Origin of the sequence: [Micrococcus luteus] ATCC 49442, assembly GCF_010367585.1 — a bacterium.
GTDB lineage: Bacteria > Actinomycetota > Actinomycetes > Actinomycetales > Micrococcaceae > Arthrobacter > Arthrobacter luteus_A.
The window spans coordinates 1979323-2005282 of the sequence record NZ_JAAAXP010000001.1 but is presented as its reverse complement, the minus strand read 5'-3'; the positions used below and the strand labels follow the sequence as shown (position 1 = coordinate 2005282).

The following is a 25960-nucleotide window of genomic DNA, read 5'->3' as shown; positions in this document are numbered from 1 at the left end:
CGTGCGCTCCCGCGTACCTCAAACCTGCGGTAATACGGGCTGTCCGGCCGTCCCGGGTAGGGCTCAAAGCCGTGTCCTCGGGTAAGTTAGGGGAGGTGAAATAGACAAATTTCCACAAAAATCAGCCGACCTCCAGGGAGACGCCCGCGCATGTCCAAGATTATCTATACCCACACCGACGAAGCGCCGATGCTGGCTACTTATTCGTTCTTGCCGATCATCGAAGTGTTTGCTTCGACCGCAGGTGTGGAGGTGGAGACCCGTGACATTTCGCTCGCAGGCCGCATCATCGCCGTGTTCGGTGACTACCTCACCCCGGAGCAGCAGATCGCCGATGCCCTTGCTGAACTGGGTGAACTGGCAAAGACGCCGGAAGCCAACATCATTAAGCTGCCGAACATCAGCGCTTCCATCCCGCAGCTGAAGGCCGCCATCGCCGAGCTCCAGAGCCAGGGCTACAACCTGCCCGATTACCCGGACAACCCGGCCTCCGATGAGGAGACGGCCGTCCGCTCGCGCTACGACAAGATCAAGGGTTCCGCAGTGAACCCGGTCCTTCGTGAAGGAAACTCGGACCGCCGCGCGCCGCTGTCCGTGAAGAACTACGCCCGCCAGAACCCGCACTCCATGGGTGCCTGGTCTGCGGACTCCAAAACCAACGTTGCCACCATGGTCAAGGACGACTTCCGCTCGAACGAGAAGTCCGTGGTCATTGAGTCCGACGGCACCATCGCCATCCAGCTGGTCCGAGAAGACGGTTCGGTCAAGGTCCTGAAGAAGGCCTTCCCCGTGCTGGCCGGCGAGGTCATCGACGGCACCGTCATGCGCGCCGCTGCCCTGGATGAGTTCCTGGCAGCCCAGGTTGCCCGTGCCAAGGAAGAAGGGGTCCTCTTCTCCGCCCACCTGAAGGCCACCATGATGAAGGTCTCTGACCCCATCATCTTCGGGCACGTGGTGAAGGCCTACTTCTCTGAACTGTTCGAGACCTACGGCAAGCAGCTCTCCGCCGCCGGTATCAGCCCCAACAACGGACTCGCTGCCATCCTCAGCAGCCTTGAGGACCTGCCGGAGGACGTGCGCGAGGGCGTTCAGGCACTTATCAAGAAGGGCCTCGAAGAGGGTCCGGCCCTGGCGATGGTGGACTCGGACAAGGGCATCACCACCCTCAATGTCCCCAGCGACGTCATTGTGGACGCCTCCATGCCCGCCATGATCCGTTCGTCCGGCCACATGTGGGGCCCGGACGGCAAGGAAGCCGACACCCTGGCAGTCCTCCCCGACAGCTCCTACGCCGGCATCTACCAGGTTGTCCTGGACGACTGCCGCGCCAACGGCGCCTTCGATCCCACCACCATGGGTACGGTTCCGAACGTTGGCCTGATGGCCCAGGCAGCCGAGGAGTACGGCAGCCACGACAAGACGTTCGAGATCCAGGAAGCCGGCACAGTCCAGATCGTTGACGGCGCCGGCACCGTGCTCATTGAACACGATGTTGCCCCCGGTGACATCTGGCGCGCCTGCCAGACCAAGGATGCCCCCATCCGCGACTGGGTCAAGCTTGCCGTCACCCGCGCCCGGGCCTCCAAGACGCCCGCCGTCTTCTGGCTGGACGAGACCCGCGCACACGACGCCAACCTCATCGCCAAGGTCAACGAATACCTTAAAGAGCACGACACCGAGGGCCTGGACATCCAGATCATGTCCCCGGTCAAGGCGACGGCCTTCACCCTGGAGCGCATCCGCAAGGGTGAGGACACCATCTCCGTCTCCGGCAACGTGCTCCGCGACTACCTGACGGACCTCTTCCCCATCCTGGAACTCGGAACCAGTGCCAAGATGCTCTCCGTTGTGCCGCTGATGAACGGTGGCGGGCTCTTCGAGACCGGCGCCGGTGGATCCGCCCCCAAGCACGTCCAGCAGCTGCTCAAGGAAAACCACCTCCGCTGGGACAGCCTGGGCGAGTTCCTCGCCCTGGCCGTGAGCTTCGAGCACCTGGCCACCACCACGGACAACGCCCGGGCCCAGGTCCTCGCTGACACGCTGGACAAGGCCACCGGGACCTTTCTGCTGGAAAACAAGTCCCCGAGCCGCCGCGCAGGCGAGCTGGACAACCGCGGCAGCCACTACTTCCTTGCCCGCTACTGGGCCGAGGAGCTGGCCAAGCAGACCGAGGACGCAGAGCTTGCGGCATCGTTCTCGGCTGTGGCCGGCGAGCTGACGTCCAACGAGGAGACCATCGTTGGCGAACTCGCCGAGGTGCAGGGCTCACCGGTGGACATCGGCGGCTACTACCGTCCGGATGAGGCTAAGGCTTCGGCAGTGATGCGTCCTTCGGCAACGCTGAACAAGGTCATTGCAACCCTGAAGTAACAGGGACTGATAAAGAGGCGGCGCTCCGGGAAACCGGGGCGCCGCCTCTTTGTTGATGCTTGTGGCCGCTTGAGGCACGGACGGGTTATCAGCCGTCCTTGCCTTTGCCTTTGCCCTTGTCGTCGTTTCCCTTGTCCTCGGCGGGCGCGGGCGCAACCGGCGCGGGAACTGACTTCGCGGCTTCCGCTGCAGCGTCCGCCTCGGCTTGACGTTGCGCCGCGGCGGCTTCTTCTGCGGCCCTGGCTTCTGCAGCAGCTGTTGCGGCAACCGCCTCGTTGAGGTCCGCACGCACGGCAGCAGCCGCCGTCGTAATTGATAGACGCCGGTCTTTAGAAACGCTTCCGCTGCCCATTGCCGCCGCGAGGTCAGCCTCCAGGCTATCCAGGGCGGACAAGGCAGCAGCGGGGTTATTCCCGGCAGCCGCCTCGCTTACGGCCAGGACGCGTTCCTGGAGCTGCCGGGCCGTGTCCTGCTCCAGTCCTGAATCGCGGGGACCGCATGCAGCCAGGGTTCCCGCCACCAGTAATGCCGCCGCCGCTGACACGCAGCGGAAAACGCCACGGCCCCCACGGCCGCCCGGTTCCAGGGTCACGGTTGCACGCTCTTTTGAAGTTCTTGGAGATGGTCACCCAAGCTGCCCGTGACGGTGGGGTACGGGACGACGTCGGGAGTTTGCGGCGATGCCAGGCTGAAGGTTAGCGCTGATGCGGCCGCCACTATAGCCAGAAGGGCAAGAACGATCGCAAGCCAGAACCGCCTGCTGCCGCGGCGGAGGCGCTGCAGGGGTGTTGAAGGACTGCCTTGCCGCGTGTCTGCCTGCGGGTCACGGTTTGCCGCATCGGAGGGTACATCCTGTTCTTCGGTGATCGGGATGGACGGCGGGCGGAACGGCATCGCCGGCAACACGCGGGTGGTCTCCGGCGCAAGTTCGCCTGGAGTGGATACGGGCGAGACCAACGCTTGGCGGAGCACGGACTCGACGTCGGCGGCTGTGGGCCGTTCCAGCGGTTCAAGGGCCGTCATGGAGCGGATCAGATCAGCCCATTCAGACGGGAGATCGTCCGGAATTTCGGGAGGGCGGTGCAGCCGTGCCACGGCGGATTCGACGGCGTTGCCCGGATACTCCATAGTCTGCTTAATGCACTCCAAAAGGACGAGCCCCAAGGAATAGATGTCCGTAGCAGGAGTAAGCGGAGACCCCATGGCCTGCTCCGGGCTTAAGTAGGCTGCCGTACCCACCATGGTTCCTGTGGCGGTCAGGCGCGTCGAATCAGCAATCCTGGCGATCCCAAAATCCGTCAGCTTGGGCCGCACGGGCTCCCCGGGCCTGATCTGCACCAGGAGGATATTGCCGGGTTTGATGTCGCGGTGGATGATGCCCAGGCCATGGACGTACGCCAGCGCGTCAGCAAGGCCTGCTCCGATCACGGCGAGCTCGTCCAAAGGGACCGGGCTGAGCCGGATGCGGCCGCGGAGATCCTGCCCTTCCACGAGTTCCATGGTGAGGAACGGCCGGGGTTCGTCCGGTATGCGGGTATCGATGCCGGCGTCGAACAACGTGACCAGGCTGGGGTGGTTAAGCGTGGCCAGGAGCTGGATTTCGGCTTCCTGGCGTTTGAGCTCATCCGTGTCCGGTGGCTGGGGAGCGAAGAGTTTCAGGGCTACGTCCCGGCCAAGGTTTTCGTCCCGGGCACAGTAGACAGAGGACATGCCTCCCCGGCCGATCACCTCACCCAACCGATAGCGCCCGCCGACTACGTCATTCCTGAGCGAGCTAGGTGAATCCATCACCAAGATCAGCTCCCTCCCCGGTGCGCTGCGGCACTATCTACCAGTAATGATATCGCCGCCGGGGCCCCTTTCGCGCCATCCGGTGGCACACTGACGGCCCGGCCGGGAAGTTGATGGGAGCTTCCCGGCCGGACCCTCGGTCACAAGGATGTGTGCTGGATGTCAGGGCTATCCCGTAGGCCACCCCCTTTCAGGACCGGTCACGTGGACGGACGGTCGCATGGCGGATTGATGTGTTCGTGTGCCAGGTTTCCTAGGGCCTGTTGGGCCCTAGGAGGTGCGGCGCCGCCTCAGCAGCAGCGCGCCGGCAGCAAGGAGGACCAGCGCGAGAGGTACCAGCGAGGCGTCCAGGCCCGTGTTGGCCAGTGCACCGGTGCCGCCGCTCCGGGCGGTTGTGCCTGCTGCTCCCACTGCTGCTCCCACTGCTGTTACGGGGCCGGTTGTGTTCCCGGCCGGAACCACGGTGATGCCGGTCGCAGCAGACCCGGTGGTGCCTGTCGTGCCTGTTCCGGTACCGGGGTTAGCCGTTCCGGTGGCCGGGGTGTCAGTTCCGGTTGCAGGTGCGTCCGTGCCACCGGTCGTGCCGGTGCCCGGGTCTGTTGTTCCGGGATCGGTGGTGCCGGGATCAGTCGTTCCCGGGTCCGTGCCGGCCGGGATGCCACTGCAATCTGCGGAACCGTTCACGCTGACAACGGCGCAAACATCCAAAATCACGCCGTCCAGAAGTCCTGTGTCCAGCCCCAGATCGACGTCAGCCAGGACATCCAGTCCGCCGCTGTTGTCAGTTCCCGCGTCCCCGCCGGTGGGAACGTCACCCGGGAGGTTGTCGCCCAGGCCGAGGCCGACTGTCGCGGCTATGTCGGCCGCGACGTCGCTGGTCCCGGCGGTCCCGTTGTTGCTTCCGAGAAGGCCGTCGCTGCCGCCGAGGTTGACGTCCACTGCTGCTGCGACATCCGCGGCTGTGCCGGTCCCGTTCGTCCCGGTTGAGCCGCCGCCAAGGAGGCCGTCGCTGCCGCCGAGGTTGACGTCCACAACAGCCGCGACGTCGGCGGCGGTGCCGGTCCCGTTCGTCCCGGTTGAGCCGCCGCCGAGAAGGCCGTCGGTTCCGCCGAGGTTGACGTCGACTGCTGCGGCGACGTCGGCGGTTGTGCCGGTTGCGTCTGAGCCGCCGCCGAGGAGGCCGTCGGTTCCGCCGAGGTTGACGTCCACTGCTGCGGCGACGTCGGCGGTTGTGCCGGTTGCGTCTGAGCCGCCGCCGAGGAGGCCGCCGGTTCCGCCGAGGTTGACGTCGACCACAGCGACGACATCCGCGATGTCCGACTGCGTTGCGCCACCCAGCAGCCCCAACGACGTCGTGTTCGCGGATGTCGCCGCTGAGACCAGTGCGGTGGCCGTGAGGTCCGGACCGCTGGTAGTGTCCGCAGCGCTGGCCGCGGTGGCGCCGAAGGCTAAGAGCCCGCCGGCAAAGAGGGTGCCGAGCAGCCCTCTGCGAAGATTGGAATCCATGATGTTTGTCTCCTGACAAAGTTGATGTGGGGCGCAGTGAAGCAAGCCCGATGGCCGTGTTCTGCCGTGAAGACGGCAGAAAGAGGCTCAACTAGTCAGGAGAGGAACCGGGGTCGAAAGACACCGGCGCGGGGGCATGCCCGAACGTTCCGCTGATCGGGAAGGTGCCCGTCAGCGGCAGGTCAAAATGAAAGTCGTTCAGCCAGGCCGCAGCGCCGGAGGAACCGTACGGCGAAGCAGCGCTGCCTGTCCCCGAACCGGGAACTGCCGGCGCGGGAACCGGCGAGGGTGACGGTTCTTCGGTTACCGGCGAGCCAGCGGCAGCCTGTTGAACGAACGCGCCCGGAGTTGCTGCGTCTGAGATCTGTGCAACGGCCAGCGTGACTCGAGGCGTTACAGCAGTCACCCCGATTGCAGCTGCAGAATCATCCGCGACTGTTGGTGCCGGTGCTTCAGGGGCCGTCTGCAGTGTTGCTGTGTCCAGCGCCAGCGCTTCAGGGAGTTCGACTGATGGCTCCACCACCCCTGGCAGCACCGCGGCTACGGGGGTCGCTCCGGTGACGAGGCCGGCAACGGGCTGTACTACAGGTTCAAGAACGGGGACCGCATCGACGAGCGGAGGAACTGCCGCGTCCAGCAGTCCGGACACGGCGCCATCGGCTGCGGAGGCGACGGGGACGGTCACCGCGGAGACCGTTCCTGAGGGAACAACACTCTTCACCACCGGGACGGCTGCCACGAGTTGATCAGCCGTGGTGGCAAGGCTGCCGACCATTGGCTGCAACAGCCCGGTCGGTGCGGCCACAGGCGCAGCGGGAGAGTCCGCTCCTACGACGGGAGTGACGGCAGCCTTCAGTGGAGCCGAAAGCGACGAAACCGAAGAGGTGACCCCGCCCAGCACAGAGCCGGGTTCCTTGGAGGAGTCAGCCGAAGCGGCGGAAGAGGAGAGCGTCAGCCACGTGGCAGTTACGGCTCCAGCGATGAGGAGGGGGCGGAGCAGGCGCAATGACGACCGAACCTTTGCCACGCGTACCACCCCCAGTACGTACCGTTGAGACCGACGATGTCTACAGCCTAAGACCGCTCCGTCCAGCAAGTCTAGGGAATTGAAAAATAACTTCAGCAAACTTACTAATCAGTCACAGGCGAAGGAACAAGCACGCGTCTCGCTGTCAATCTGTTTACAGGCGGCACCATCAATGCGCATCGTTGGCGTAGCTGACGCCCAACTGCGCGCGAACTCCGTCAAAAAGGCGCATGGTCTTAATGGAGTCCTCCAACGGCATGACGGGGCTCTCGGTGACGCCCTGCTGGATGCAGCGTGTCACCTCGCGGAGCTCGTAGGTGTAGCCCAGCCCCACCACGTCGAACGCTTCCTTACGCGGCTCCTCGAGTCCGATGCCAATCACCAGTTCACGCGGGTTGTTGATGGATCCGATGCTCTGCAGGTAGCCCTTGCTCCCCGCCACCGTGGCGGTCCGGGGACCAAATGCCAGCAGTGACGAGGTCAGCTGGGCCTGGGCGCCATGGTTGTAGCCGAGCGTCAACGCGTTCTGGGCGTCCACGCCGTCGTCGTTGATGAAGCCCGTAGCGCTGACCGTTTGGGGGAATCCCAACGTCCCCACGGCCCATAGCAACGGGTAGACCGAGATATCCAGGAGGGCGCCGCCGCCGTCCTGGCGGGCCCACAGCCGGGACGTGGGGGAGTAGGGGGCGGGAAAGCCCAGGTCAGCCGTCACCCAATGCACATCGCCGAGTTCGCCGGACGCGGCGACCTCGAAGGCCCGCTGGATCCCGGGCAGGAACCTGCTCCAGACGGCCTCCATCAGGAAGAGCCCCCGTTCACGCGCCACGGACACAATCTCACTGGCTTCCCGTGCATTGATGGTGAACGCCTTTTCACACAAAACATGCTTCCCGGCGTTCAACGCCGCGAGCACGATCCGGTGGTGCTGGGCGTGCGGAGTGGCAACGTAGACCACATCAACCGCGTCATCGGCAAGGAGCCGCTCGTAGCCGGAGACGCCGTCGTAGTCCCAGTACGACCGTTCAAAACCGTAGGCTGCGGCGAAGCTTTCCGCGGTGTCCCGTCCGCGGGAGCTGACGGCGTACGGCTCGGCGTCCGCAAGCAGCGCCAGGTCCCGGGAGACCGAACGGGCTATCCCGCCGGTGGCGATGACGCCCCAGCGCAACGGCTTTCCGGTGGCGGACCGCGGGTCCTTGTCGGGCTGGCTGGACAACCACGGCGTGGCAATTGGCGCGCTCATGGTGCCCATCCTCTCACCCGGTCCGGCGTAAGTGTCAGACCATGGCCCGGACCGTTTCCTCGGTCAGCCTGCCCTGCTGCAGCCTGAACCGCCGGTCCGTCTTGTTGGCGAGGGCCCGGTCGTGTGTCACCACCAGAATGGTGGTGTTGTGGTCACGGCTGAGCGCGCTGAGCAGTTCGATGATGTGGTCACCTGTCTGCTCGTCCAGGTTGCCGGTGGGCTCGTCGGCCAGGATCAGCTTCGGCTCGTTGGCCAGTGCCCGGGCAATGGCCACCCGCTGTTGCTCGCCGCCCGAGAGCCGGTTGATGCGCCGCACCTGCTTGTCCGGGTCGAGCTGGACCTGTTCCAGCAGGTCCTTCGCCCGCGCCGTCCGCACAGACTTGCGCACGCCGGCCAACTCCATGGGCAGCATCACGTTGTCCACTGCAGACAGATTGGGGATCAGGTTGAACTGCTGGAAGACAAAGCCGATGTCGCGGCGCCGGTATTCGGTCAGCTTGCTGTCGGGCATTCCCGCCAGGCTCACGCCGTTGACGACGACGTCTCCGCTGGTGGGTTTGTCCAGCGCCCCCAGGAGGGACAACAGGGTGCTCTTGCCGCTGCCGCTCTTGCCAACGATGGACGTGAGGGTGCCCTGCTCGAGGACGAAACTGACGTCGTTGACAGGTTTTATGGTGCGGTCACCTGAGTTGAATGTGCGGACCAGGTTCTTGACTTCAATCATGGTTATTCTCCTCGCAGGACTTCGATGGGACGGATGCGTGCCGTGAGCAGCGCCGGGACCAGGGCGCCGATGATCGCCACGCCAAACACCGCGGCGATGCCGGCTGCGATGACACCGGGGGAGGCGCTGGCCGTGACGGAGGTCAGCAGCTGCGACGCCCCGCCGAGGGGGTTTCCGCCGGGGAAGCCTCCGCCCTGGGGCATGCCCGCGCCGCCGGCCGGCATTCCGGCACCCCCGGCCATCCCGGCCGCGCGCCCGGTGGCGGTTGCCGCCGTCGTCGTGCCCGTATTGGTGCTGATCAGTGCGGATGCGATGCCTCCGCTCGCAAAGGACGCGACGGCGGCACCCACCGCGCTGCCAAGCGCCACGAGGACGAGCGCCTCCAGCACGAACTGCAGACCGATGGTGCGGTTGCGGGCTCCGATCGCTTTCAGGACTCCGATCTCGCGGCGGCGCTCGCGGACCAGCATGACCATGATCAGCAGGATGATCAGGCCGGCGGTGCCGAGGGCGGCCACGAAGGCGATGAACGAGATGTTCTTGACGCTGCCGAGGGAGCTGACGGCCGATTCAAGGTTCTGGCCCTGGGTGACGTCGGCGGTTTCCGTTCCTAGCGCGGACTGGAGGGCGGTCTTGGTCGACTCAACATTGTCCAGGCTGTTGACGGTGACGATCATCGAGGACAGTTCGCCGGGCAGTTCAGCGAGGGTCTGCGCGGTGGGCAAGGTGACGTAGAGGGCGTTGTTGCCGAATGTGGTTCCCGCGTCAAACAGGCCCGCCACAGTGAACGTCCGGTCATTGATGGTGAAGGTTGATCCGACGGTGAGGCTGTTCTTCTCCGCCAGCGTGGTGCCAACGAGGGCACTGGCTGACTCGGCAGCATAGTCGCCCAGCCCTGTGCCTTCCGTGATGGTCAGGGCTTTGCCGGTGCTGTCCACTTCGCCGCCCGTACCTGTGGCAGTGATGGGAAGCGAGCGGGCCTGCTGCGTGGTGGTGGTCCCGTTCGCAGCCTGGTTCCGGCCGCCCAGTGTGCCGGCATCGATCGCCGCCGTAAGGCTGGTGGTCAGGGTTGCGGCGGATGCGCCGCCGGGGCCGCCCTGCCCTCCGCCTGGCCCGGCGCCGGGGCCGGTCTGGGTGCCTGACGCCGTCCCGGCCGCTGCCTGTGCGGCCGCCTGCGCGGCAGCTTCAGCAGCGTTACGGAGCCGGAGGGACGTGGTCCCGACGACGGAGCTCACGTTGGGTACCGCGGCCGCGGTTGCTGCCTGCTCGCCGGTCAGCGGTTCGCCGCCGCCCTCGAAGCCCTGTCCGCCCGCGGGGTTGACGGTCAGGACTGTGCCGACGGACGTATTAAGCTCCTGGACTTTCGCTCCGACAGCCTGGTTGGCCACCAGCATGGCCAGTGCCAGCCCGATTGCGACGGCCAGGACTGCCACCACCGCAGCTGTTCGGACTTTGTTTCTGAAGGCGTTGCCGACACTTCTGGCAAGAACGCTCACTGTACTCCTCGGGACATGACCTGCCTGATGCGGGCCGCTGCTCCCAACAGTGCTGAGCACTGCTGTGCACCGGCGGTGGCATTCCTATGCGTGGGCTGTGAATCGGGGGAGTGCAGGAGCGTTTGGAAAATTTGCACATTAAGTGAGAGAGCGTCGCCGGAAAACCCGCATTAAGTGAGAGAGCGTCCGGGGGGCAGCACAAAGCCCCGGTCCGCCGTCGCCGGCGGGCCGGGGCCCGGTAGTGCGGTTACTTACTTGGTGATCGGGCCGAGGACCGGATCGTCCACGTAGGCCGTCTTCACGTTGGCCGCGGTGACGATGGCCGGCGGCAACAGGTACGCCGGAACCCGCTTGAACTCGTTCTTGTAGTTGCGGTTGTCGTTGATCTCCAAAGCAAGGCCCTGCTGGAGGTCCTTGACCATAGTGATGGTGTGTTCAACGATCTTGCGGGTGTCCTTGTTGATGGTGGAGTACTGCTCACCGGCCATGATGGACTTCACGGATTCCACCTCGGAGTCCTGCCCGGTCACGACGGGGACAGACTTGCCGGCGCTCTTGATGGACGTGATGACGGCCCGGGCCAAGGTGTCGTTCGGAGACAGGACGCCGTCCAGCTCCGAGGAGGCGTAGCTGCCGGAGAGCAGTGCGTCCATGCGGCGCTGGGCGTTTTCCGGCTTCCAGTCCTGCGTTACTGCCCTCTGGAAGTCAGCCTGGCCTGAAACCACCTTCAGTGTGCCGTCGTCGATCTTCGGCTGCAGGACGCTCATTGCACCGTCAAAGAACACCTTCGAGTTGGCGTCGTCCGGCGAACCGGCGAAGAGCTCGACGTTGTACGGACCCGCCTTCTTTGCCTGCATTCCTTCGAGCAGTGCCTGACCCTGCAGTTCGCCGACCTTGAAGTTGTCATAGGCGACGTAGTAGTCAATGGCCTTGGTATTGGTCAACATGCGGTCGTACGCGATGATGACCGCGCCGGCGTCTTTGGCCTGCTGAAGCTGCGTGCCCAGCTGGGCGCCGTCCACCGCGCCCACCACGATGACTTTCGCGCCGGAAGTGATCATTGTGGAAATCTGGTTCTGCTGCTCTGACACACCGTTGTTGGCGAACTGCACGTTTGCCTTGAATCCAGCCTCGGTAAGGCCATCGTTGAACAGTTTCTCTGCCAGTGTCCAGTTTTCGCTGGTTTTCTTGGGGAGGGCGACGCCGATTACGGAGTCCTGCGGGAAGCCCGACAGGGCCGTGCCCGCCTTGGCGGCTTCAGCGTCGACGTCGGACCTGCCGCACCCTGTCAGGGACAGCGTTGCGACGGCCGCGAGGACGGTCAGGGTCTTTGCGATTTTTCGCATGTGATTTTCTCTTTCTGGGTCCTAGGCAGCCGGGGAGCCGGCCGCCGTCGCGGTCTACTTGGAGGTTCCGGCAGGTTCTGACGGTGTGATGATCTCGGAGGTTTTGGTGATTTCTTTTTCCGCGGTGGGCGGCTGGTTGGAACGGAAGCCGTTCATCATCATCCCGATGAGGGACCGGCGTCCCTGGCTCTTGTTGTAGACGTCGATGGCCACCGCGATCAGGAGGACCAGGCCCTTGATGATCGACTGCATGTCAGCGCCAACGCTGAGCAGCTGGAGGCCGTTGTTGAGGACGGCCATCACGAGGCCACCCACAATGGAACCGATGACGGTGCCGACGCCGCCGCTGACGGCCGCGCCACCGATGAAGACGGCAGCAATGGCGTCAAGCTCCCAGCCGACGCCGTCGGCCGGGCCGGAGCTGGTGGACCGGGCAACGAACATCATGCCGGCCAGCGCCGCAAGGATGGACATATTCATCATGACCAGGAAGTTGACCTTCTTGGACTGCACACCAGAGAGTTCTGCGGCATGCCGGTTGCCACCCACGGCGTAGACGTGGCGGCCAAGGACGGTCTTGGTGGTGATGAAGACGTAGATCGCCACCAGTCCCACCAGGATCAGGCCCGAGACGGGGAACGACGTTCCGTAACGCCCGGTGGAGAAGAGCCAGGTGACATAGAGAACGGCGCCTGCCAGCAGCACGAGCCGGGTGATTGGCACCCAGATCGGATCCAGGGCAGCCCCTGTGCGTGCCTCGATGCGGCGGTTGCGGAACTCGGAGAACACCACAAACGCGATTAGCAGGAAGCCAAGGATGACAGTGGGGGCGTTGTAGCGGGCGAAATCGCCGATCTCCGGCAGGAAGCCTGCGCCCATGGCACGGAACTCGTCCGGCACGGGAACGGTGAGGGACTTGCCCACAAACTGGTTGGCTCCACGGAACAGCAGCATGCCGGCCAGGGTGACGATAAAGGCGGGAATTCCCACGTAGGCAACCCAGAATCCCTGCCAGGCGCCAATGACGGCGCCAAGAACAAGACCCAGGACAATGCCCAGGTACCAGGGGATCCCCCAGTCCCGCATGGCGATTGCCACCACAATGCCTACGGCTGCCGCAACAGAGCCCACCGAAAGGTCGATATGGCCGGCGATTATCACCAGCACCATGCCAATGGCCAGGACCAGGATGTAGGAGTTGCCGTTGAACAGGTTGATCATGTTGGTCGGCGTCAGGACTTTGCCGCCGGTGAAGAGCTGGAAGAACAGCACAAGCGCCACGAGGGCAATGATCATGCCGAACTGGCGGGTGTCACCGCCGAATATCCTTTTGAGTGCATTCATAGTGTTCCGTCCTCGGGCTTATGCGGTTTGTGCAGTGGGGGCGGCAGTGGTGCCGTTGCGGTTGGCTGAAGTCATGAGGCGCATCAGGCTTTCCTGGCTGGCGTGTTCTTTGTCCAACACGCCCGTAATGGCACCTTCGAAGATGGTGTAAATCCGGTCCGACAGTCCGAGCAGCTCGGGCAGTTCGGAGGAGATCACGATGACTCCCTTTCCTTGCTGGGCCAGCTGCTGGATGATGCCGTAGATCTCGTACTTTGCGCCGACGTCGATCCCACGGGTGGGTTCGTCCAGGATCAGGAGGTCAGGGTCCGTGAACATCCATTTGGCCAGGACAACTTTCTGCTGGTTTCCGCCGGAGAGCTTCGCCACGCCTTCGTTCACGGAGGGTGCCTTGGTGCGCAGACTCTTGCGGTACCCCTCGGCCACCGTGAATTCCTTGCGTTTGTCCACCACGAGGCCCTTGGTGATGGCCTTGAGGTTGGCCGAGACTGTAGTGGTCTTGATGTCGTCCAGGAGGTTCAGGCCCAGGCTCTTGCGGTCTTCGGTGACGTACGCCAACCCGGCTTTGATGGCCTGGGGGACGTTCCGGATGTGGATTTCCTTGCCGTTCTTGAACACCTGGCCGGAAATAAAGTTCCCGTATGAGCGCCCAAACAGTGAGCGGGCCAGTTCCGTCCGGCCGGCACCCATCAGCCCGGCGAAGCCGACAATCTCACCGCGCCGGACTGTGAAGCTCGAGTTCTTGCACACCAGCCGGTCTGCCACCTGGGGGTGCCCGACCGTCCAGTTCCGGACTTCGAAGAGCACGTCGCCAATCTCCGGGACGTGCTCGGGGAAGCGGGACTCGAGCGAGCGGCCAACCATCCCTTTGATGATGCGGTCCTCGTCCACACCGTCTTTGACGATGTTGAGCGTTTCCACGGATTTTCCGTCGCGGATGATGGTGATCTCGTCTGCGATCTGCTCGATCTCATTGAGTTTGTGGGAAATGATGATCGAGGTGATGCCCTTGCCCTTCAGCCCGAGCATCAAATCCAGCAGGTGCTGGGAGTCGGATTCGTTCAGGGCGGCGGTGGGCTCGTCCAGAATCAGCAGCTTCACCGACTTGTTCAGGGCTTTGGCGATTTCCACAAGCTGCTGCTTGCCGACGCCGATTTCCTTGATGGGGGTGTCCGGATCCTCGCGGAGCCCCACCCTCGCCAGCAGTTCGGTGGACCTCAGGCGGGCCTCGCCCCAGTTGATGACGCCGTGTTTGGTGGGTTCGTTGCCCAGGAAGATGTTCTCCATGATGGAGAGCTCCGGGATCAGGGCCAGCTCCTGGTGGATGATTACGATACCGGCAGCCTCGCTGGCGCGGATGTCCTTGAACTGCTGGACCTCGTTCTGATAGACGATGTCGCCGTCGTAGGTGCCGTAGGGGTAGACCCCCGAGAGCACCTTCATCAGTGTGGACTTGCCGGCGCCGTTCTCACCGCAGATGGCGTGGATTTCACCGGCCTTGACCAGGAGGCTTACTTCGGAAAGTGCTTTAACGCCGGGAAATTCCTTGGTGATGGAGCGCATCTCCAGGATAACCGGGGCGTCAGTTTGCGTGGTTTCGGACGTCATGTGCCCTTACGCCTCCAATGCTGACTTCTTTGTCCGCTCCCCGCAAAGCGCAGGGGTCGTCTGATGAAAAAGTAAACTTGATCACACCGGTTGTCGTCAAGTCTTGAACGCAATTGGCGGATAACGAAATGATCTACGTGCGCCGGATCCCTGCATGCTGGAAAACCAGGGCGGCTGCCCCGAGGGCTTCAGCGCGGTCCCCGAGGGAGGACATTGTCAGGGTGGTGGTCTCGCCCACCACCGGTACGGCGTGCCGGATCAGGCCGCGCCTGATGGGATCGAGCAGCAGGTTGCCCAGCCTGGCAAGCGGGCCGCCCACCACAATCACTTCGGGGTTGATGAGGTTGGCCACGTTGCCCAAAGCACGGCCCACGGCCTGACCGGCGTCGTCCACCACCCGCAGTGTTGCGGAGTCCCGGGCCAGGGCTTTCCGGACGATGTCCGCAGGGCTGAGCGGCGGGTCTTCCCCGCGGCTCAGCAGCTCGATCATGGTGGTCGTGGAAGCTATGGTTTCCAGGCACCCGCGGTTGCCGCACCGGCATACCAGGCCCTGCTCATGGATGGTGGCGTGACCGATTTCGCCGGTAATGCCGACGGTGCCATAGTACGGTGCGCCGTTGAGGATCAGGCCGGCGCCGATGCCGGATCCGATTTTCAGGAACATCAGGTTGGCGACTCCTGTGTGGGGTCCCCACGTGACCTCCGACCAGGCACCCAAATTGGCGTCATTGTCAATGAATACGGGCATTTCAAGTCTTTCCTCCAGGTGCTGGAGGATGTTGATGCCTACCCACTCGGGGAGGATGGCACCTTGGGCAACGGTACCGGTCCGGCGGTCGATGGGGCCGGGAATTCCGACGCCGGCACCCACCAGGGCGCTGCGGTCTATACCGCTTTCCGCAATGAGCTTGTCCAGCAGCACAACGGCGGCCCTGATGCCCTCATCGGACTGGTGGCCCAGCGGGAGCAGCACTGATTCTTCGGCGATCACGTGGTAGCTGAGCGATGCCAGAACGACGCGAAGGTGCCGCCTGCCAAAGTCGATTCCGACAGCCACTGCGCCGTTGCTGTTGAGCCGGACGTTCAGCGCCCGGCGTCCGGAGCTGGTAGTCGGCTCGGTGGACGCCAGGCCGTTGTCCTGCATGATTTTGACGATGTTGGAGACCGTGGCGGTGGACAGTCCGGTCTGGCGGGCAAGCTCGGCCTGAGTGGACGGGCCGCTCATGAGGGTCTCGATGATCCGCTGCTGGTTCAGTTGTCTGAGGGCAGACTGCGAGCCCGGATTTTTTGGCCTGCTCTTCGTCGGGCGCGGTGTAGCGGACATGAAAAGAAGATTGCCTTACATAGATGGTTGCAGTCAAGAAGTTAACGCAACTTGGTGGCTTAACCGTCGCCCGGTGAGAGAAGAAGGGCGTGCGGGCTACGCGTGCAGGTCGCGGTGCGCGCGGGCAAGCTCCACGTAGCGCGCGGCGTTTTGCTTCACGCCGTCGAACTCTTCGTCGGTAAGTGCCCGCCGGACTTTGGCCGGTACGCCCGCCACCAGTGAACGTGGCGGCACAATGGTCCCTTCCAGGACCACGGCGCCCGCCGCCACGAGTGAACCGGCGCCGATCACCGCGCCGTTCAGCACCGTGGCGCCCATGCCGATCAGGCAGTCGTCCTCAACGGTGCAGCCATGCACGACGGCGGCGTGCCCCACGCTGACTCCGGCGCCCACGGTGCAGGGGAATCCGGGATCCGCGTGCAGCACCACGTTGTCCTGCAGGTTGCTGCCCGGGCCCACGATGATGGCCGCAGTGTCCGCGCGCACGGACACGCCGTAGAAGGCGCTGGAATCCCGGGCGAGGGCCGCATTGCCAATGATGGATGCGGTGGGGGCGATGAATGCGGTTTCGTGGACGGCCGGGGCGTGGCCGGCGAACGTATGAAGAGGAGCCATAGCGCCAAGCCTAGGACATCAGCCCCCTGACCAAGTAGGTAGCAGTAAGTGTCGTTTTGAGCTGCCAAAACGACACTTACTGCTACCTACTTATGGGAGGAGTCCTCCGGAGCAACAGGAACCCGCTAGTTGAAGACGACGGTCCGGTTGCCGTCCAGCAGGACCCGGTGTTCGGCGTGCCACTGGACTGCCTGCACCAAAGTGCGCCCCTCGACGTCGCGGCCCATCTGCACAAACTGTTCAGGGGTCCGGGCGTGGTCCACGCGGATGACTTCCTGTTCGATGATGGGTCCCTCGTCCAGCGCCGCCGTGACGTAGTGCGCCGTGGCGCCGATCAGCTTCACTCCGCGGGCGTGGGCCTGGTGGTACGGCTTGGCACCCTTGAAGGACGGCAGGAACGAGTGATGAATATTGATGGCCTTGCCGGTCAGCTCGGCGCAGAGGTCATCGGAAATGATCTGCATGTACCGCGCGAGTACCGTCAGTTCAATATCGTGCTCGGCCATGAGGGCGCGCAGCTTGTCCTCGGCCTCAACCTTGGTGTCCGGCGTTATGGGGATGTAGTGGAACGGGATGCCATAGAACCCGGCCAGGCCTGCCAGGTCCCGGTGGTTGGAGACAATGGCGGGAATCTCGATCGGAAGGGTGCCCGAGCGCTGCTGGAAGAGGATGTCGTTGAGGCAGTGCGCGGACGTGCTCGCCATCAGCAGGGTCCGCACCTTCTGGCCCACGGGGTTCAGGCTCCACTGCATGCCGAACGCGTCAGCCACCGGCTCAAGGGCGGCGTTGAGCTCGGCCCGGGAGGCCGCCGTCGTGGCTTCAACGCGCATAAAGAAGTTGCCCGTAGCCGGGCTGCCGTACTGCTGCGAGTCCAGAATGTTACAGCCGGCCACGAGCAGGGCACCGGCCACGGCATGGACAATTCCGGGGCGGTCCGGGCAGGACAGGGTTACTACATACGTTTTGTTCAGCTGCTCTTCACTCACGCTTACCAGCCTACCCGCGTGGCGCGGCGGTTTTTGGTAGTCTGGGGACGTCGCAACTGGCGTTGGGTGGCTTAACCACCAGGGAGCGGCAATCACGAAGACCACGGATCGTACGCCTGGGCCGAGGGTCATGTCTTGCCGGACACATGCTGCAACCCTGCGGGAAAACAGCACCATTCTGTGCACTTTTACACTCTGTCATTTTGGGACGGAGGCGTGCGCAAGCCGGTAGCCTGACCTTAGCAGTGCCCGTATCCCCAGCCAGGAGTTTTTCGTGACTACTACCGCCACCACAACAGCCGCAGTCAGCAACCAGCCGCTGGCAGAGCTTGATCCCGAAATCGCCGCAGTCCTCGAGCAGGAACTTGGCCGCCAGCGCGGCACCCTGGAAATGATCGCCTCCGAAAACTTCGCCCCGCGCGCCGTGATGGAAGCCCAGGGTTCCGTCCTCACGAACAAGTACGCCGAGGGTTACCCCGGCCGCCGCTACTACGGCGGCTGCGAATACGTTGACGTCGCGGAGCAGCTCGCCATCGACCGCGTCAAGGCCCTGTTCGGCGCCGAGTACGCCAACGTCCAGCCGCACTCCGGTGCGCAGGCCAACGCCGCCGCACTGTCCGCCATGATCACCCCCGGCGATAAGATCCTGGGCCTGTCCCTGGCCCACGGCGGCCACCTGACCCACGGCATGAAGCTCAACTTCTCCGGCAAGCTCTACAACGTGGCTGCCTACCAGGTGGAGCAGGACACCTTCCGGGTGGACATGGACAAACTGCGCGAGCAGGCCATCGCCGAGAAGCCCCAGGTCATCATCGCCGGCTGGTCCGCCTACCCCCGCCAGCTGGACTTCGCCGCCTTCCGCTCCATCGCCGATGAAGTGGGCGCGCTCCTCTGGACTGACATGGCACACTTCGCCGGCCTGGTTGCAGCCGGCCTGCACCCGAGCCCGGTGCCGTACTCCGACGTCGTGACCTCCACAGTGCATAAGACACTCGCCGGTCCGCGGTCCGGTGTGATCCTGGCCAAGCAGGAGTGGGCCAAGAAGCTCAACTCCAACGTGTTCCCGGGCCAGCAGGGCGGTCCGCTGATGCACGTCATTGCCGCCAAGGCCGTGGCGTTCAAGATTGCCGGCACCCAGGAGTTCAAGGAGCGCCAGGAGCGTGTCCTGGAAGGCGCCAGGATCATCGCCGACCGGCTCAACCAGGCTGACGTCGCCGAAGCAGGCGTCTCCGTCCTGACCGGCGGCACCGACGTCCACCTGGTCCTGGTGGACCTGCGCAACTCCCAGCTTGACGGTCAGCAGGCCGAAGACCTCCTGCACTCGGTGGGCATTACCGTGAACCGCAACGCCGTCCCGTTCGACCCCCGGCCGCCGATGGTCACCTCAGGCCTCCGGATCGGTACCCCCGCCCTGGCCACGCGCGGTTTCGGTGCTGCCGAATTCACCGAGGTGGCCGAGATCATCGCCACCGCACTGAAGGCAGGTTCCGCCACCGATGTAGAGGCCCTGCAGTCCCGCGTTGACAAGCTCGCCGCCGACTTCCCGCTGTACCCGCAGCACGAGCAGTGGTGATCCCATGACCAAGACCCAAACTGCCAAGATTCTTGACGGCAAGGCAGCCGCAGCAAGCATCAAGTCTGAGCTCGTTGAGCGTGTCGCGGCCCTGAAGGCCAAAGGCGTTGTCCCCGGCATTGCCACCGTCCTCGTGGGCGCGGACCCGGCCTCGCAGCTCTACGTGTCCATGAAGCACAAACAGTCAGCGGCGATCGGGATGAACTCGATCCAGCGTGAGCTGCCGGCGGATGCCACCCAGGAGCAGGTCGAAGCCCTCATTGACGAACTCAATGCGGACCCTGCCTGCCACGGGTACATCGTGCAGTTGCCGTTGCCCAAGCATTTGGACACCGACGCCATCCTGGAGCGGATCGACCCCGACAAGGACGCCGACGGCCTGCATCCGACCAACCTGGGCCGGCTGGTGCTCAACGTCAGCGGTGAAATCACCTCGCCGCTGCCTTGCACGCCGCGCGGCGTCATTGAGCTCCTGGAGCGCAACGGCTACAGCCTTGCGGGCAAGCACGTAGTGGTGGTGGGCCGCGGTGTCACCGTCGGCCGCACCATCGGGTTGCTGCTCACGCGCCGGTCCGTGAACGCCACCGTGACGCTGACGCATACCGGCACCGAGAACCTCTCGGAGCTGCTGCGGCAGGCCGACGTCATTGTCGGCGCGGCGGGTGCCAAGCACATCGTCAAGGCCGCCGACGTCAAACCCGGTGCCGCGCTGCTGGACGTCGGTGTCACCCGTGAAACCGATGCCGAGACGGGCAAGAGCAAGGTCCACGGGGATATCGAGCCTGCCGCAGCGGACGTGGCCGGCTGGATTTCGCCTAACCCCGGCGGCGTCGGCCCCATGACCGTGGCGCTGCTGATGACCAACGTGGTCGAAGCCGCGGAACGCCACGTGGCACAGAAGAACGGCGCGGAAACCGCCTAGCGGCACCGCGCGCGAATAACGTCCGACGGCGGCCCGTACCTTCTTGACGGAAGGTGCGGGCCGCCGTCGGGCGTTAAGGACCATGTGCGAGTCCCCTTTCACATTCAGGGGCGCTCCACTAGTGTGCGGAGGGTGCACAACAAAGCCATCATGTCCTCCACCTCTTCAGACGGCCTTCGCGCCCGGCAGGGAACGGTCATCGCCGCGGAGGACTTGCGGAAGACCTATGGCGATGTCGCCGCCGTCGACGGGATTTCGTTCAGCGTTCCCGCGGGGGAGTCCTTCGGCCTGCTCGGCCCGAACGGGGCGGGCAAATCCACCACCATGAAAATGATCGGCGCGGTCACCCAGCGCACGTCCGGGAAACTCAGCATCATGGGCCTGGACCCTGACAGCCACGGCCCGGAAGTCCGGGCGCACCTGGGGGTTGTGCCCCAGCAGGACAACCTGGACGAGGAGCTTCGCGTCCGGGACAACCTCCTCGTCTATGGCCGCTACTTCGGACTGCCGATGAGCTACCTGAAGCCGAAGGCTGACGAGCTGCTCGAATTCGCCCAGCTCACGGACAAGGCGAAGTCCAAGGTGGACACGCTGTCCGGCGGTATGAAGCGGCGGCTGACCATCGCCCGTTCGCTGATCAATGAACCGCAGATCCTGCTCCTGGACGAGCCCACCACCGGGCTGGACCCGCAGGCACGGCATATCCTGTGGGACCGCCTCTTCCGGCTCAAGGAACAGGGCGTCACCCTGATCCTGACCACGCATTACATGGATGAGGCCGAGCAGCTGTGCGACAGGCTGATCGTGGTGGACAAGGGCAGGATCATGGCCGAGGGATCGCCGGCGCAGCTGATCCGCGAGCACTCCACCAGGGAAGTGCTGGAGCTGCGCTTCGGCTCCGAACGCAACTCCACGATCGGGCCGGAGCTCCAGGGGATCGGGGAGCGCCTTGAGGCGCTCCCGGACCGGGTGCTGATTTACGCGTCCGACGGCGAGGCGGCCCTTGAGCAGGTCTCCTCCCGCGGCCTGCGGCCGGTGACCTCGTTGGTGCGCCGGTCCTCGTTGGAGGACGTGTTCCTGCGTCTGACCGGCCGGAGCCTCGTTGACTGAGAAGGCGGCCACGGACGCCCCTGGTACCGCCGGCGTCCGAGCGCATTCCCCGGATGTTTCGGCGGCCAGGGCGCGCCGTTGGGGCGCCTTCTACTATGCCGAACAGGTCCTCCGCGTGATGAAGGGCTATGGCTGGTCCATCCTGATGTACAGCGTGGGCCAGCCGGTGGCCTACCTGTTCGCGATGGGCGTGGGACTGGCCACGCTGGTGGACTCCGGGGACGCGGGAGCCTTCGGCGGGGTCAGCTATCTGGCCTTCATCGCGCCGGCACTCCTGGTTTCGGCGGCGGTCATGACCGCCGCCAACGAGTTCACCTTTCCGGTCATGGACGGTTTCAAATGGCGCCGGATCTACTACGGACCGCACGCTTCCCCGCTGACCCCGCAGCAGATTGCCGCCGGGCAGATCATGGCTGTGGCGCTGCGCCTGTTCCTGCAGTCCGCCATCTACTTTGGGGCAGTTGCACTGTTCGGCGCCTCGCCGTCCGGCTGGGGCTGGGCGGGCATCGCGGTGGCCACTCTCGCGGGGCTGGCCTTCGGTTTGCCGCTGATGGCGTATTCTGCCTCGATCAAGGATGACCAGGGCCAGTTCGCGCTGGTCATGCGGTTCATCGTGATGCCGCTCTTCCTCTTCTCCGGAACATTTTTCCCGCTGGACACGCTGCCCCTGGCGGTCCGCTGGATCGGCTGGATTTCGCCCATCTGGCACGGCACTGAACTGGGGCGGGTGGTCAGTTACGGATACCAGGAACCGCCGGTCCTTACGCTCGTGCACATCGTGGTGCTGGTGGCACTCGCGGCCACCGGCTGGATCCTCACCAAACGGCAGTTCATCCGGAGGATGGGGCAGTGAGCATGGCTACCGGTCAAGGCCCCGGTATCGCCGGCCCTGGCGGTCCCGGCCCCGGCCCCACTGTCACGGAGGAAGCGCGGAACAGGACGTTCGGCCCGCTGTATTCCCGCAACGCCAAAGCCGTCATCTCCCGGGGGCTGATGGCCACGTGGAGAAGCAACTGGCTGGTGATGCTCTCCGGCTTCTTTGAGCCGGTCCTGTTCCTGATCGCCATGGGTGTGGGCCTCGGCTCCATCGTCGGAGCGGTGCAGGGGCCTGACGGGACGGAGATCAGCTACGCCGCCTACATCGCGCCTGCGCTGCTGGCCGTTTCCGCCATGAACGGGGCTGTTTACGACTCCACGTGGAACGTCTTCTTCAAGATGAACTTCGCCAAGCTGTACCAGGGCATGCTGTACACGTCCCTGGGTCCGCTGGACGTGGCATTCGGCGAGATCTTCCTCGCGCTCCTGCGCGGCCTGCTTTACGCCACCGGGTTCACGGCGGTGATGGGACTGATGGGCCTGATCACCACGCCATGGGCCCTTCTGATGATTCCTGCGTCGGTGCTCATCGCCTTCGGCTTCGCCAGCATGGGGATGGCAATCACAAGCTTCCTGAAGACCTTCCAGCAGATGGACTGGATCAATTTCTTTATGCTGCCCATGTTCCTGTTCAGCGCCACGTTCTATCCGCTCAGCGTCTACCCGCAGTACATCCAATGGCTGATCCAGGCCATGCCCCTCTGGCACGGGGTGGAGCTGCTGCGCCAGATCAGCGTGGGTGTGTTTACGCCGGCCACAGTTATCCACGTCGGGTACTACCTGGTGATGACGGCCCTGGGCATGCTGCTGACAACCATGCGCCTGCGGAAGCTCTTCCTGAAATAGCCCCACCCCAACTAAGTAGCGCTATCTGTCGTTCTGAGGCGTCAAAACGTCAGTTAGCGCTACTTAGTTGGGGGAGAGGGAGGTGTTCGCCGGGGGTGGAAGGTGCAAAAGGGCCCTGCCGGGTTTGAGACAATGAACCCATGCAATCTCTGGGTAACCCACAGTCTCCGTCCGGCCGGTCCAAGGGCGGCTTCTCCATGCTGCGGATCAGCGGCCCGGGGATGATGGTCTTCATCATCGCCTTCCTGGTTGCCGTGATCTTCGCCGCCAACCAGAACGACGTCGTGGGCTGGATTGTTGCGGTCATCGCCGCCTTCTGGCTCGCGCTGGCGGCCTTTGTGGTGTTCAGCATCCAGAAGGCAGCCAAGAAAGCCGGTGCCAAGCTCACGGAAGCCCAGAACGCCTTCAACAGCGCAGCCGGCCGCGCGCCGTCGTCGTCCTCGGCCGACCATGGCGGCACCCGGCTGGTCACGGAACGGAGCGAGGCGGACGAAGTCCGGGACCTCAAGCTGGACCACTCCTTCAAGATCGTGCAGGTGCAGATCCGGGTAGTGGAGGAGGAACGGGCCAAGGGCGAGGCTGCGGACCAGGACACCATCCGCCGCGCGCTGGAGACCATCGAGATCACCGCCACCAACGCCCGGGACATGATCCGCTCCGCAGGCGGCACCGGGGACCCGGTCAGCGGAACCATCATCGACTAGAGTGGTGCGGGTGAGTTCGGCATTGGAGAAGGATTACCTTCGCATCGCATCAGTCAACGTCAACGGCCTCCGGGCTGCCTACAGGAACGGGATGGCGGCCTGGCTGGAGCCGCGCGAAGTAGATATTCTCTGCCTCCAGGAAGTCCGTGCACCTGACGCGATCGTCCGGCAGCTGCTTGGTGATGGCTGGCACATCCTGCACGCCGAAGCCGAAGCGAAAGGCCGCGCCGGCGTCGCCATAGCGTCCCGCGACGAGCCGCTGGTCACCCGTCACGGCATCGGCGACGATTACTTCGCCACGGCCGGCCGGTGGGTGGAAGCAGATTTCAGACTGACCGACGCCGGCGGCAACCCCGTGCACCTGACCGTTGCCAGCGCTTACGTGCACTCCGGCGACGTCGGAACCCCCAAACAGGTGGACAAGTACCGGTTCCTGGACGCCATGAGCACCCGCCTGCCGGAACTCACCAAACACAGCGACCACGCACTGGTGGTGGGCGACCTCAACGTCGGCCACACCGAGCGTGACATCAAGAACTGGAAGGGCAACGTCAAGAAGGCCGGCTTCCTGCCCGAAGAACGCGCCTACTTTGACCGCTTCTTCGGTGAGGACATCGGCTGGAAAGATGTCCACCGGGGCCTGGCGGGCGACGTCGACGGCCCCTACACCTGGTGGTCACAGCGTGGCCAGGCGTTCGACAACGACACCGGTTGGCGCATTGATTACCACCTGGCAACCCCGGACCTCGCCGCTGCCGCCTTCTCGGCAGTCGTGGACCGGGCGCCCTCGTGGGACACACGCTTCTCTGACCATGCCCCGCTGGTAGTGGACTACCGGCTCTAGATCCTAAGGTTCCAACGAATGACCAGCTCAACCTCACACGGCCGCAAGCGGATCCTCTCCGGCGCCAAGCCCACGGCCGACTCCCTGCACCTGGGCAACTACATCGGCGCGGTCCGCAACTGGGTGGACATGCAATCCGCCTACGACGCCGTGTTTTTCATCCCCGATCTCCACGCCATCACCGTGGACTTCGATCCTGCAGAGCTCAGCAACCGTACCCGCGTGGTGGCGGCCCAGTACATTGCCGCCGGCATCGACCCGGACAAGAGCATCTTCTTCGTCCAGTCCCACGTCCCGGAACATGCGCAGCTGGCGTGGGCGCTGAACTGCATCACGGGCTTCGGCGAAGCTTCCCGCATGACCCAGTTCAAGGACAAATCCCAGAAGGCCGGCGCCGACGCCGCCACGCTGGGACTGTTCGCGTACCCCACCCTGATGGCCGCCGATATCCTCCTGTACCAGACTGACCTGGTGCCGGTGGGGGAGGACCAGCGCCAGCACCTGGAACTGACCCGGAACCTGGCCCAGCGCTTCAACACGCGCTTCGGCGAGACCTTCACCGTGCCCGAGGCCACCATCCTCAAGGCCAGCGCCAAGATTTACGATCTGCAGAACCCCACCGCCAAGATGTCGAAAACGGGGGAGTCGGCCAACGGGTCCATCCAGCTGCTGGAAGACCCAAAGCTCGCGGCCAAGCGGATCAAGTCAGCAGTCACCGACACCGGCACCGAGATCCGTTTTGACCTCGAGGAAAAGCCGGGCGTCTCCAACCTGCTGACCATCTACTCGTCCCTCACGGGCAAGTCCATAGCGGACCTTGAAGCCGAGTACCAGGGCAAGATGTACGGCCACCTGAAGGTTGACCTCGCCGAGGTGATGGTGGAGTTCATTACGCCGCTTCGGAACCGCACCAACGAGCTGATGGCGGACCCCGCCGAGCTGGACCGGCTCCTGGCCAAGGGTGCAGAGCGTGCCCGCGAAATCGCTTCCGTGACCCTCAGCCAGGTCTACGAACGGATGGGTTTCCTGCCGTCGCTGAGCCTGGCCGGAGTCCGCTAGACCAATGCCTGCCGCCAGCACTGCCAGCGAAGGAATGAGCGTAGGCGTCATTCTGGGGTTCCCGCCTGCCATCGCGAAGGAACTGCAGCGTTGGCGTGCCTCGTTCGGGGATCCGATGGCCGGGGTGGTACCGGCCCACATCACCCTTGTCACCACCACCCTGACGGACGACTGGGAAGCCACCCGCGAACACGTCCGTAAGGTAGCGCGCAGCCAGTCCCCGTTTATGGTGACCATCTCCGGTACAGGCACGTTCCGGCCGGTCTCCCCGGTGGTGTACATCAACGTTGAAGAGGGCTTCGACGCGTGCGTTGACCTGCACCGGAAACTGCAGACCGGACCCCTCGAGCGGGAGCTGCCGTTTTCTTACCACCCGCACGTCACCATTGCCCATGATGTTGCCCCCGAGAGCCTCGACGAGGCCGAAACGGTGCTTGAAAGTTACCGGGCCACCTTCCCTGTGGTTAGCATGGGACTCTACGAGCACGACGCCGATGGCATTTGGCAGCTACGGGAAGAGTTGGACTTTGGGACCGAAACTGACGACGACGGCGGGACCGGTGGCACCAAAACAGCAGCGGACGCCGACGCAAACGGAGCCACCGCTCCCCACTGAGCAAGCCCGCCTGAAGCTCGCCGTCATTCAGAA

Annotated in this window: 23 protein-coding genes and 1 riboswitch; of the genes, 10 read left to right on the top strand and 13 right to left on the bottom strand. The window is 64.3% G+C overall.

Annotated features, from left to right (window positions below; translation table 11 throughout):
* Positions 1-150 precede the first annotated feature (150 nt).
* Complete coding sequence (locus tag GUV69_RS08935; protein WP_164201599.1) at positions 151-2370, top strand: NADP-dependent isocitrate dehydrogenase; 2220 nt, start codon at positions 151-153, stop codon at positions 2368-2370.
* A gap of 88 nt (positions 2371-2458) precedes the next feature.
* Here GUV69_RS08935 and GUV69_RS08930 read toward each other — a convergent pair whose 3' ends face one another.
* The 13 genes from GUV69_RS08930 to purU all read right to left on the bottom strand — a co-directional run bounded on the left by GUV69_RS08930 (position 2459) and on the right by purU (position 17377).
* Positions 2459-2962 (bottom strand): hypothetical protein, encoded by a 504-nt coding sequence (locus GUV69_RS08930; RefSeq protein WP_244292658.1) that lies wholly within the window; start codon positions 2960-2962, stop codon positions 2459-2461.
* Positions 2959-4164 (bottom strand): serine/threonine-protein kinase, encoded by a 1206-nt coding sequence (locus GUV69_RS08925; protein WP_164201597.1) that lies wholly within the window; start codon positions 4162-4164, stop codon positions 2959-2961. Before GUV69_RS08925 ends, GUV69_RS08930 begins: the two co-directional genes overlap by 4 nt.
* A gap of 267 nt (positions 4165-4431) precedes the next feature.
* Positions 4432-5667: a hypothetical protein gene (locus GUV69_RS08920; protein WP_164201594.1), complete on the bottom strand. Its 1236-nt coding sequence runs from the start codon at positions 5665-5667 to the stop codon at positions 4432-4434.
* 91 nt (positions 5668-5758) lie between these two features.
* Entirely contained in the window at positions 5759-6694 is a 936-nt protein-coding gene (locus tag GUV69_RS08915) for a hypothetical protein (protein WP_164201592.1), read from the bottom strand.
* Positions 6695-6863: 169 nt separating this feature from the next.
* Positions 6864-7934 (bottom strand): Gfo/Idh/MocA family protein, encoded by a 1071-nt coding sequence (locus GUV69_RS08910; RefSeq protein WP_164201590.1) that lies wholly within the window; start codon positions 7932-7934, stop codon positions 6864-6866.
* A gap of 34 nt (positions 7935-7968) precedes the next feature.
* Entirely contained in the window at positions 7969-8658 is a 690-nt protein-coding gene (locus GUV69_RS08905) for an ABC transporter ATP-binding protein (protein ID WP_164201588.1), read from the bottom strand.
* Positions 8659-8660: 2 nt separating this feature from the next.
* A complete protein-coding gene (locus GUV69_RS08900; RefSeq protein ID WP_164201586.1) occupies positions 8661-10154 on the bottom strand; it encodes an ABC transporter permease in 1494 nt (497 codons plus the stop codon).
* Positions 10155-10405: 251 nt separating this feature from the next.
* On the bottom strand, positions 10406-11500 hold the full coding sequence (locus GUV69_RS08895) for a substrate-binding domain-containing protein (RefSeq protein WP_164201584.1): 1095 nt from the start codon (positions 11498-11500) through the stop codon (positions 10406-10408).
* 54 nt (positions 11501-11554) lie between these two features.
* Positions 11555-12844: a multiple monosaccharide ABC transporter permease gene (mmsB, locus tag GUV69_RS08890; RefSeq protein ID WP_164201582.1), complete on the bottom strand. Its 1290-nt coding sequence runs from the start codon at positions 12842-12844 to the stop codon at positions 11555-11557.
* An 18-nt stretch (positions 12845-12862) separates the two neighbouring features.
* A complete protein-coding gene (mmsA, locus tag GUV69_RS08885; RefSeq protein WP_164201580.1) occupies positions 12863-14452 on the bottom strand; it encodes a multiple monosaccharide ABC transporter ATP-binding protein in 1590 nt (529 codons plus the stop codon).
* Positions 14453-14585: 133 nt separating this feature from the next.
* Entirely contained in the window at positions 14586-15776 is a 1191-nt protein-coding gene (locus GUV69_RS08880; RefSeq protein ID WP_164201578.1) for an ROK family transcriptional regulator, read from the bottom strand.
* A gap of 96 nt (positions 15777-15872) precedes the next feature.
* Positions 15873-16391: a gamma carbonic anhydrase family protein gene (locus GUV69_RS08875; RefSeq protein WP_164201576.1), complete on the bottom strand. Its 519-nt coding sequence runs from the start codon at positions 16389-16391 to the stop codon at positions 15873-15875.
* 125 nt (positions 16392-16516) lie between these two features.
* Positions 16517-17377, bottom strand: a complete 861-nt coding sequence (gene purU, locus GUV69_RS08870) for a formyltetrahydrofolate deformylase (protein ID WP_164201574.1) — start codon at positions 17375-17377, stop codon at positions 16517-16519.
* A 42-nt stretch (positions 17378-17419) separates the two neighbouring features.
* Positions 17420-17506, top strand: a riboswitch (ZMP/ZTP riboswitch).
* A gap of 145 nt (positions 17507-17651) precedes the next feature.
* On the opposite strand from purU, the gene glyA reads away from it, so the two are divergent.
* From glyA to GUV69_RS08825, 9 genes are all read left to right on the top strand, one after another.
* Entirely contained in the window at positions 17652-18950 is a 1299-nt protein-coding gene (gene glyA / locus GUV69_RS08865; protein WP_164201572.1) for a serine hydroxymethyltransferase, read from the top strand.
* A gap of 4 nt (positions 18951-18954) precedes the next feature.
* Positions 18955-19872 carry a bifunctional methylenetetrahydrofolate dehydrogenase/methenyltetrahydrofolate cyclohydrolase gene (locus tag GUV69_RS08860; RefSeq protein WP_164201570.1) on the top strand — a complete coding sequence of 306 codons (918 nt, stop codon included), beginning with the start codon at positions 18955-18957 and terminating at the stop codon, positions 19870-19872.
* 150 nt (positions 19873-20022) lie between these two features.
* Positions 20023-20982, top strand: a complete 960-nt coding sequence (locus tag GUV69_RS08855; RefSeq protein ID WP_164201568.1) for an ABC transporter ATP-binding protein — start codon at positions 20023-20025, stop codon at positions 20980-20982.
* Complete coding sequence (locus GUV69_RS08850) at positions 20975-21835, top strand: ABC transporter permease (RefSeq protein ID WP_164201566.1); 861 nt, start codon at positions 20975-20977, stop codon at positions 21833-21835. Before GUV69_RS08855 ends, GUV69_RS08850 begins: the two co-directional genes overlap by 8 nt.
* Positions 21836-21837: 2 nt before the next feature.
* The gene (locus tag GUV69_RS08845) at positions 21838-22704 is read left to right on the top strand and encodes an ABC transporter permease (RefSeq protein WP_164206358.1); all 867 of its coding nucleotides are present in this window, start codon (positions 21838-21840) and stop codon (positions 22702-22704) included.
* Between the two features lie 140 nt (positions 22705-22844).
* Positions 22845-23408, top strand: coding sequence for a hypothetical protein (locus tag GUV69_RS08840; protein ID WP_164201564.1), 564 nt, complete (start codon positions 22845-22847; stop codon positions 23406-23408).
* A gap of 10 nt (positions 23409-23418) precedes the next feature.
* Complete coding sequence (locus tag GUV69_RS08835; protein ID WP_164201562.1) at positions 23419-24252, top strand: exodeoxyribonuclease III; 834 nt, start codon at positions 23419-23421, stop codon at positions 24250-24252.
* Between the two features lie 18 nt (positions 24253-24270).
* A complete protein-coding gene (trpS, locus tag GUV69_RS08830; RefSeq protein WP_164201560.1) occupies positions 24271-25311 on the top strand; it encodes a tryptophan--tRNA ligase in 1041 nt (346 codons plus the stop codon).
* Positions 25312-25315: 4 nt separating this feature from the next.
* Positions 25316-25927 carry a 2'-5' RNA ligase family protein gene (locus tag GUV69_RS08825; RefSeq protein ID WP_164201559.1) on the top strand — a complete coding sequence of 204 codons (612 nt, stop codon included), beginning with the start codon at positions 25316-25318 and terminating at the stop codon, positions 25925-25927.
* The last annotated feature ends 33 nt before the right edge of the window (positions 25928-25960 follow it).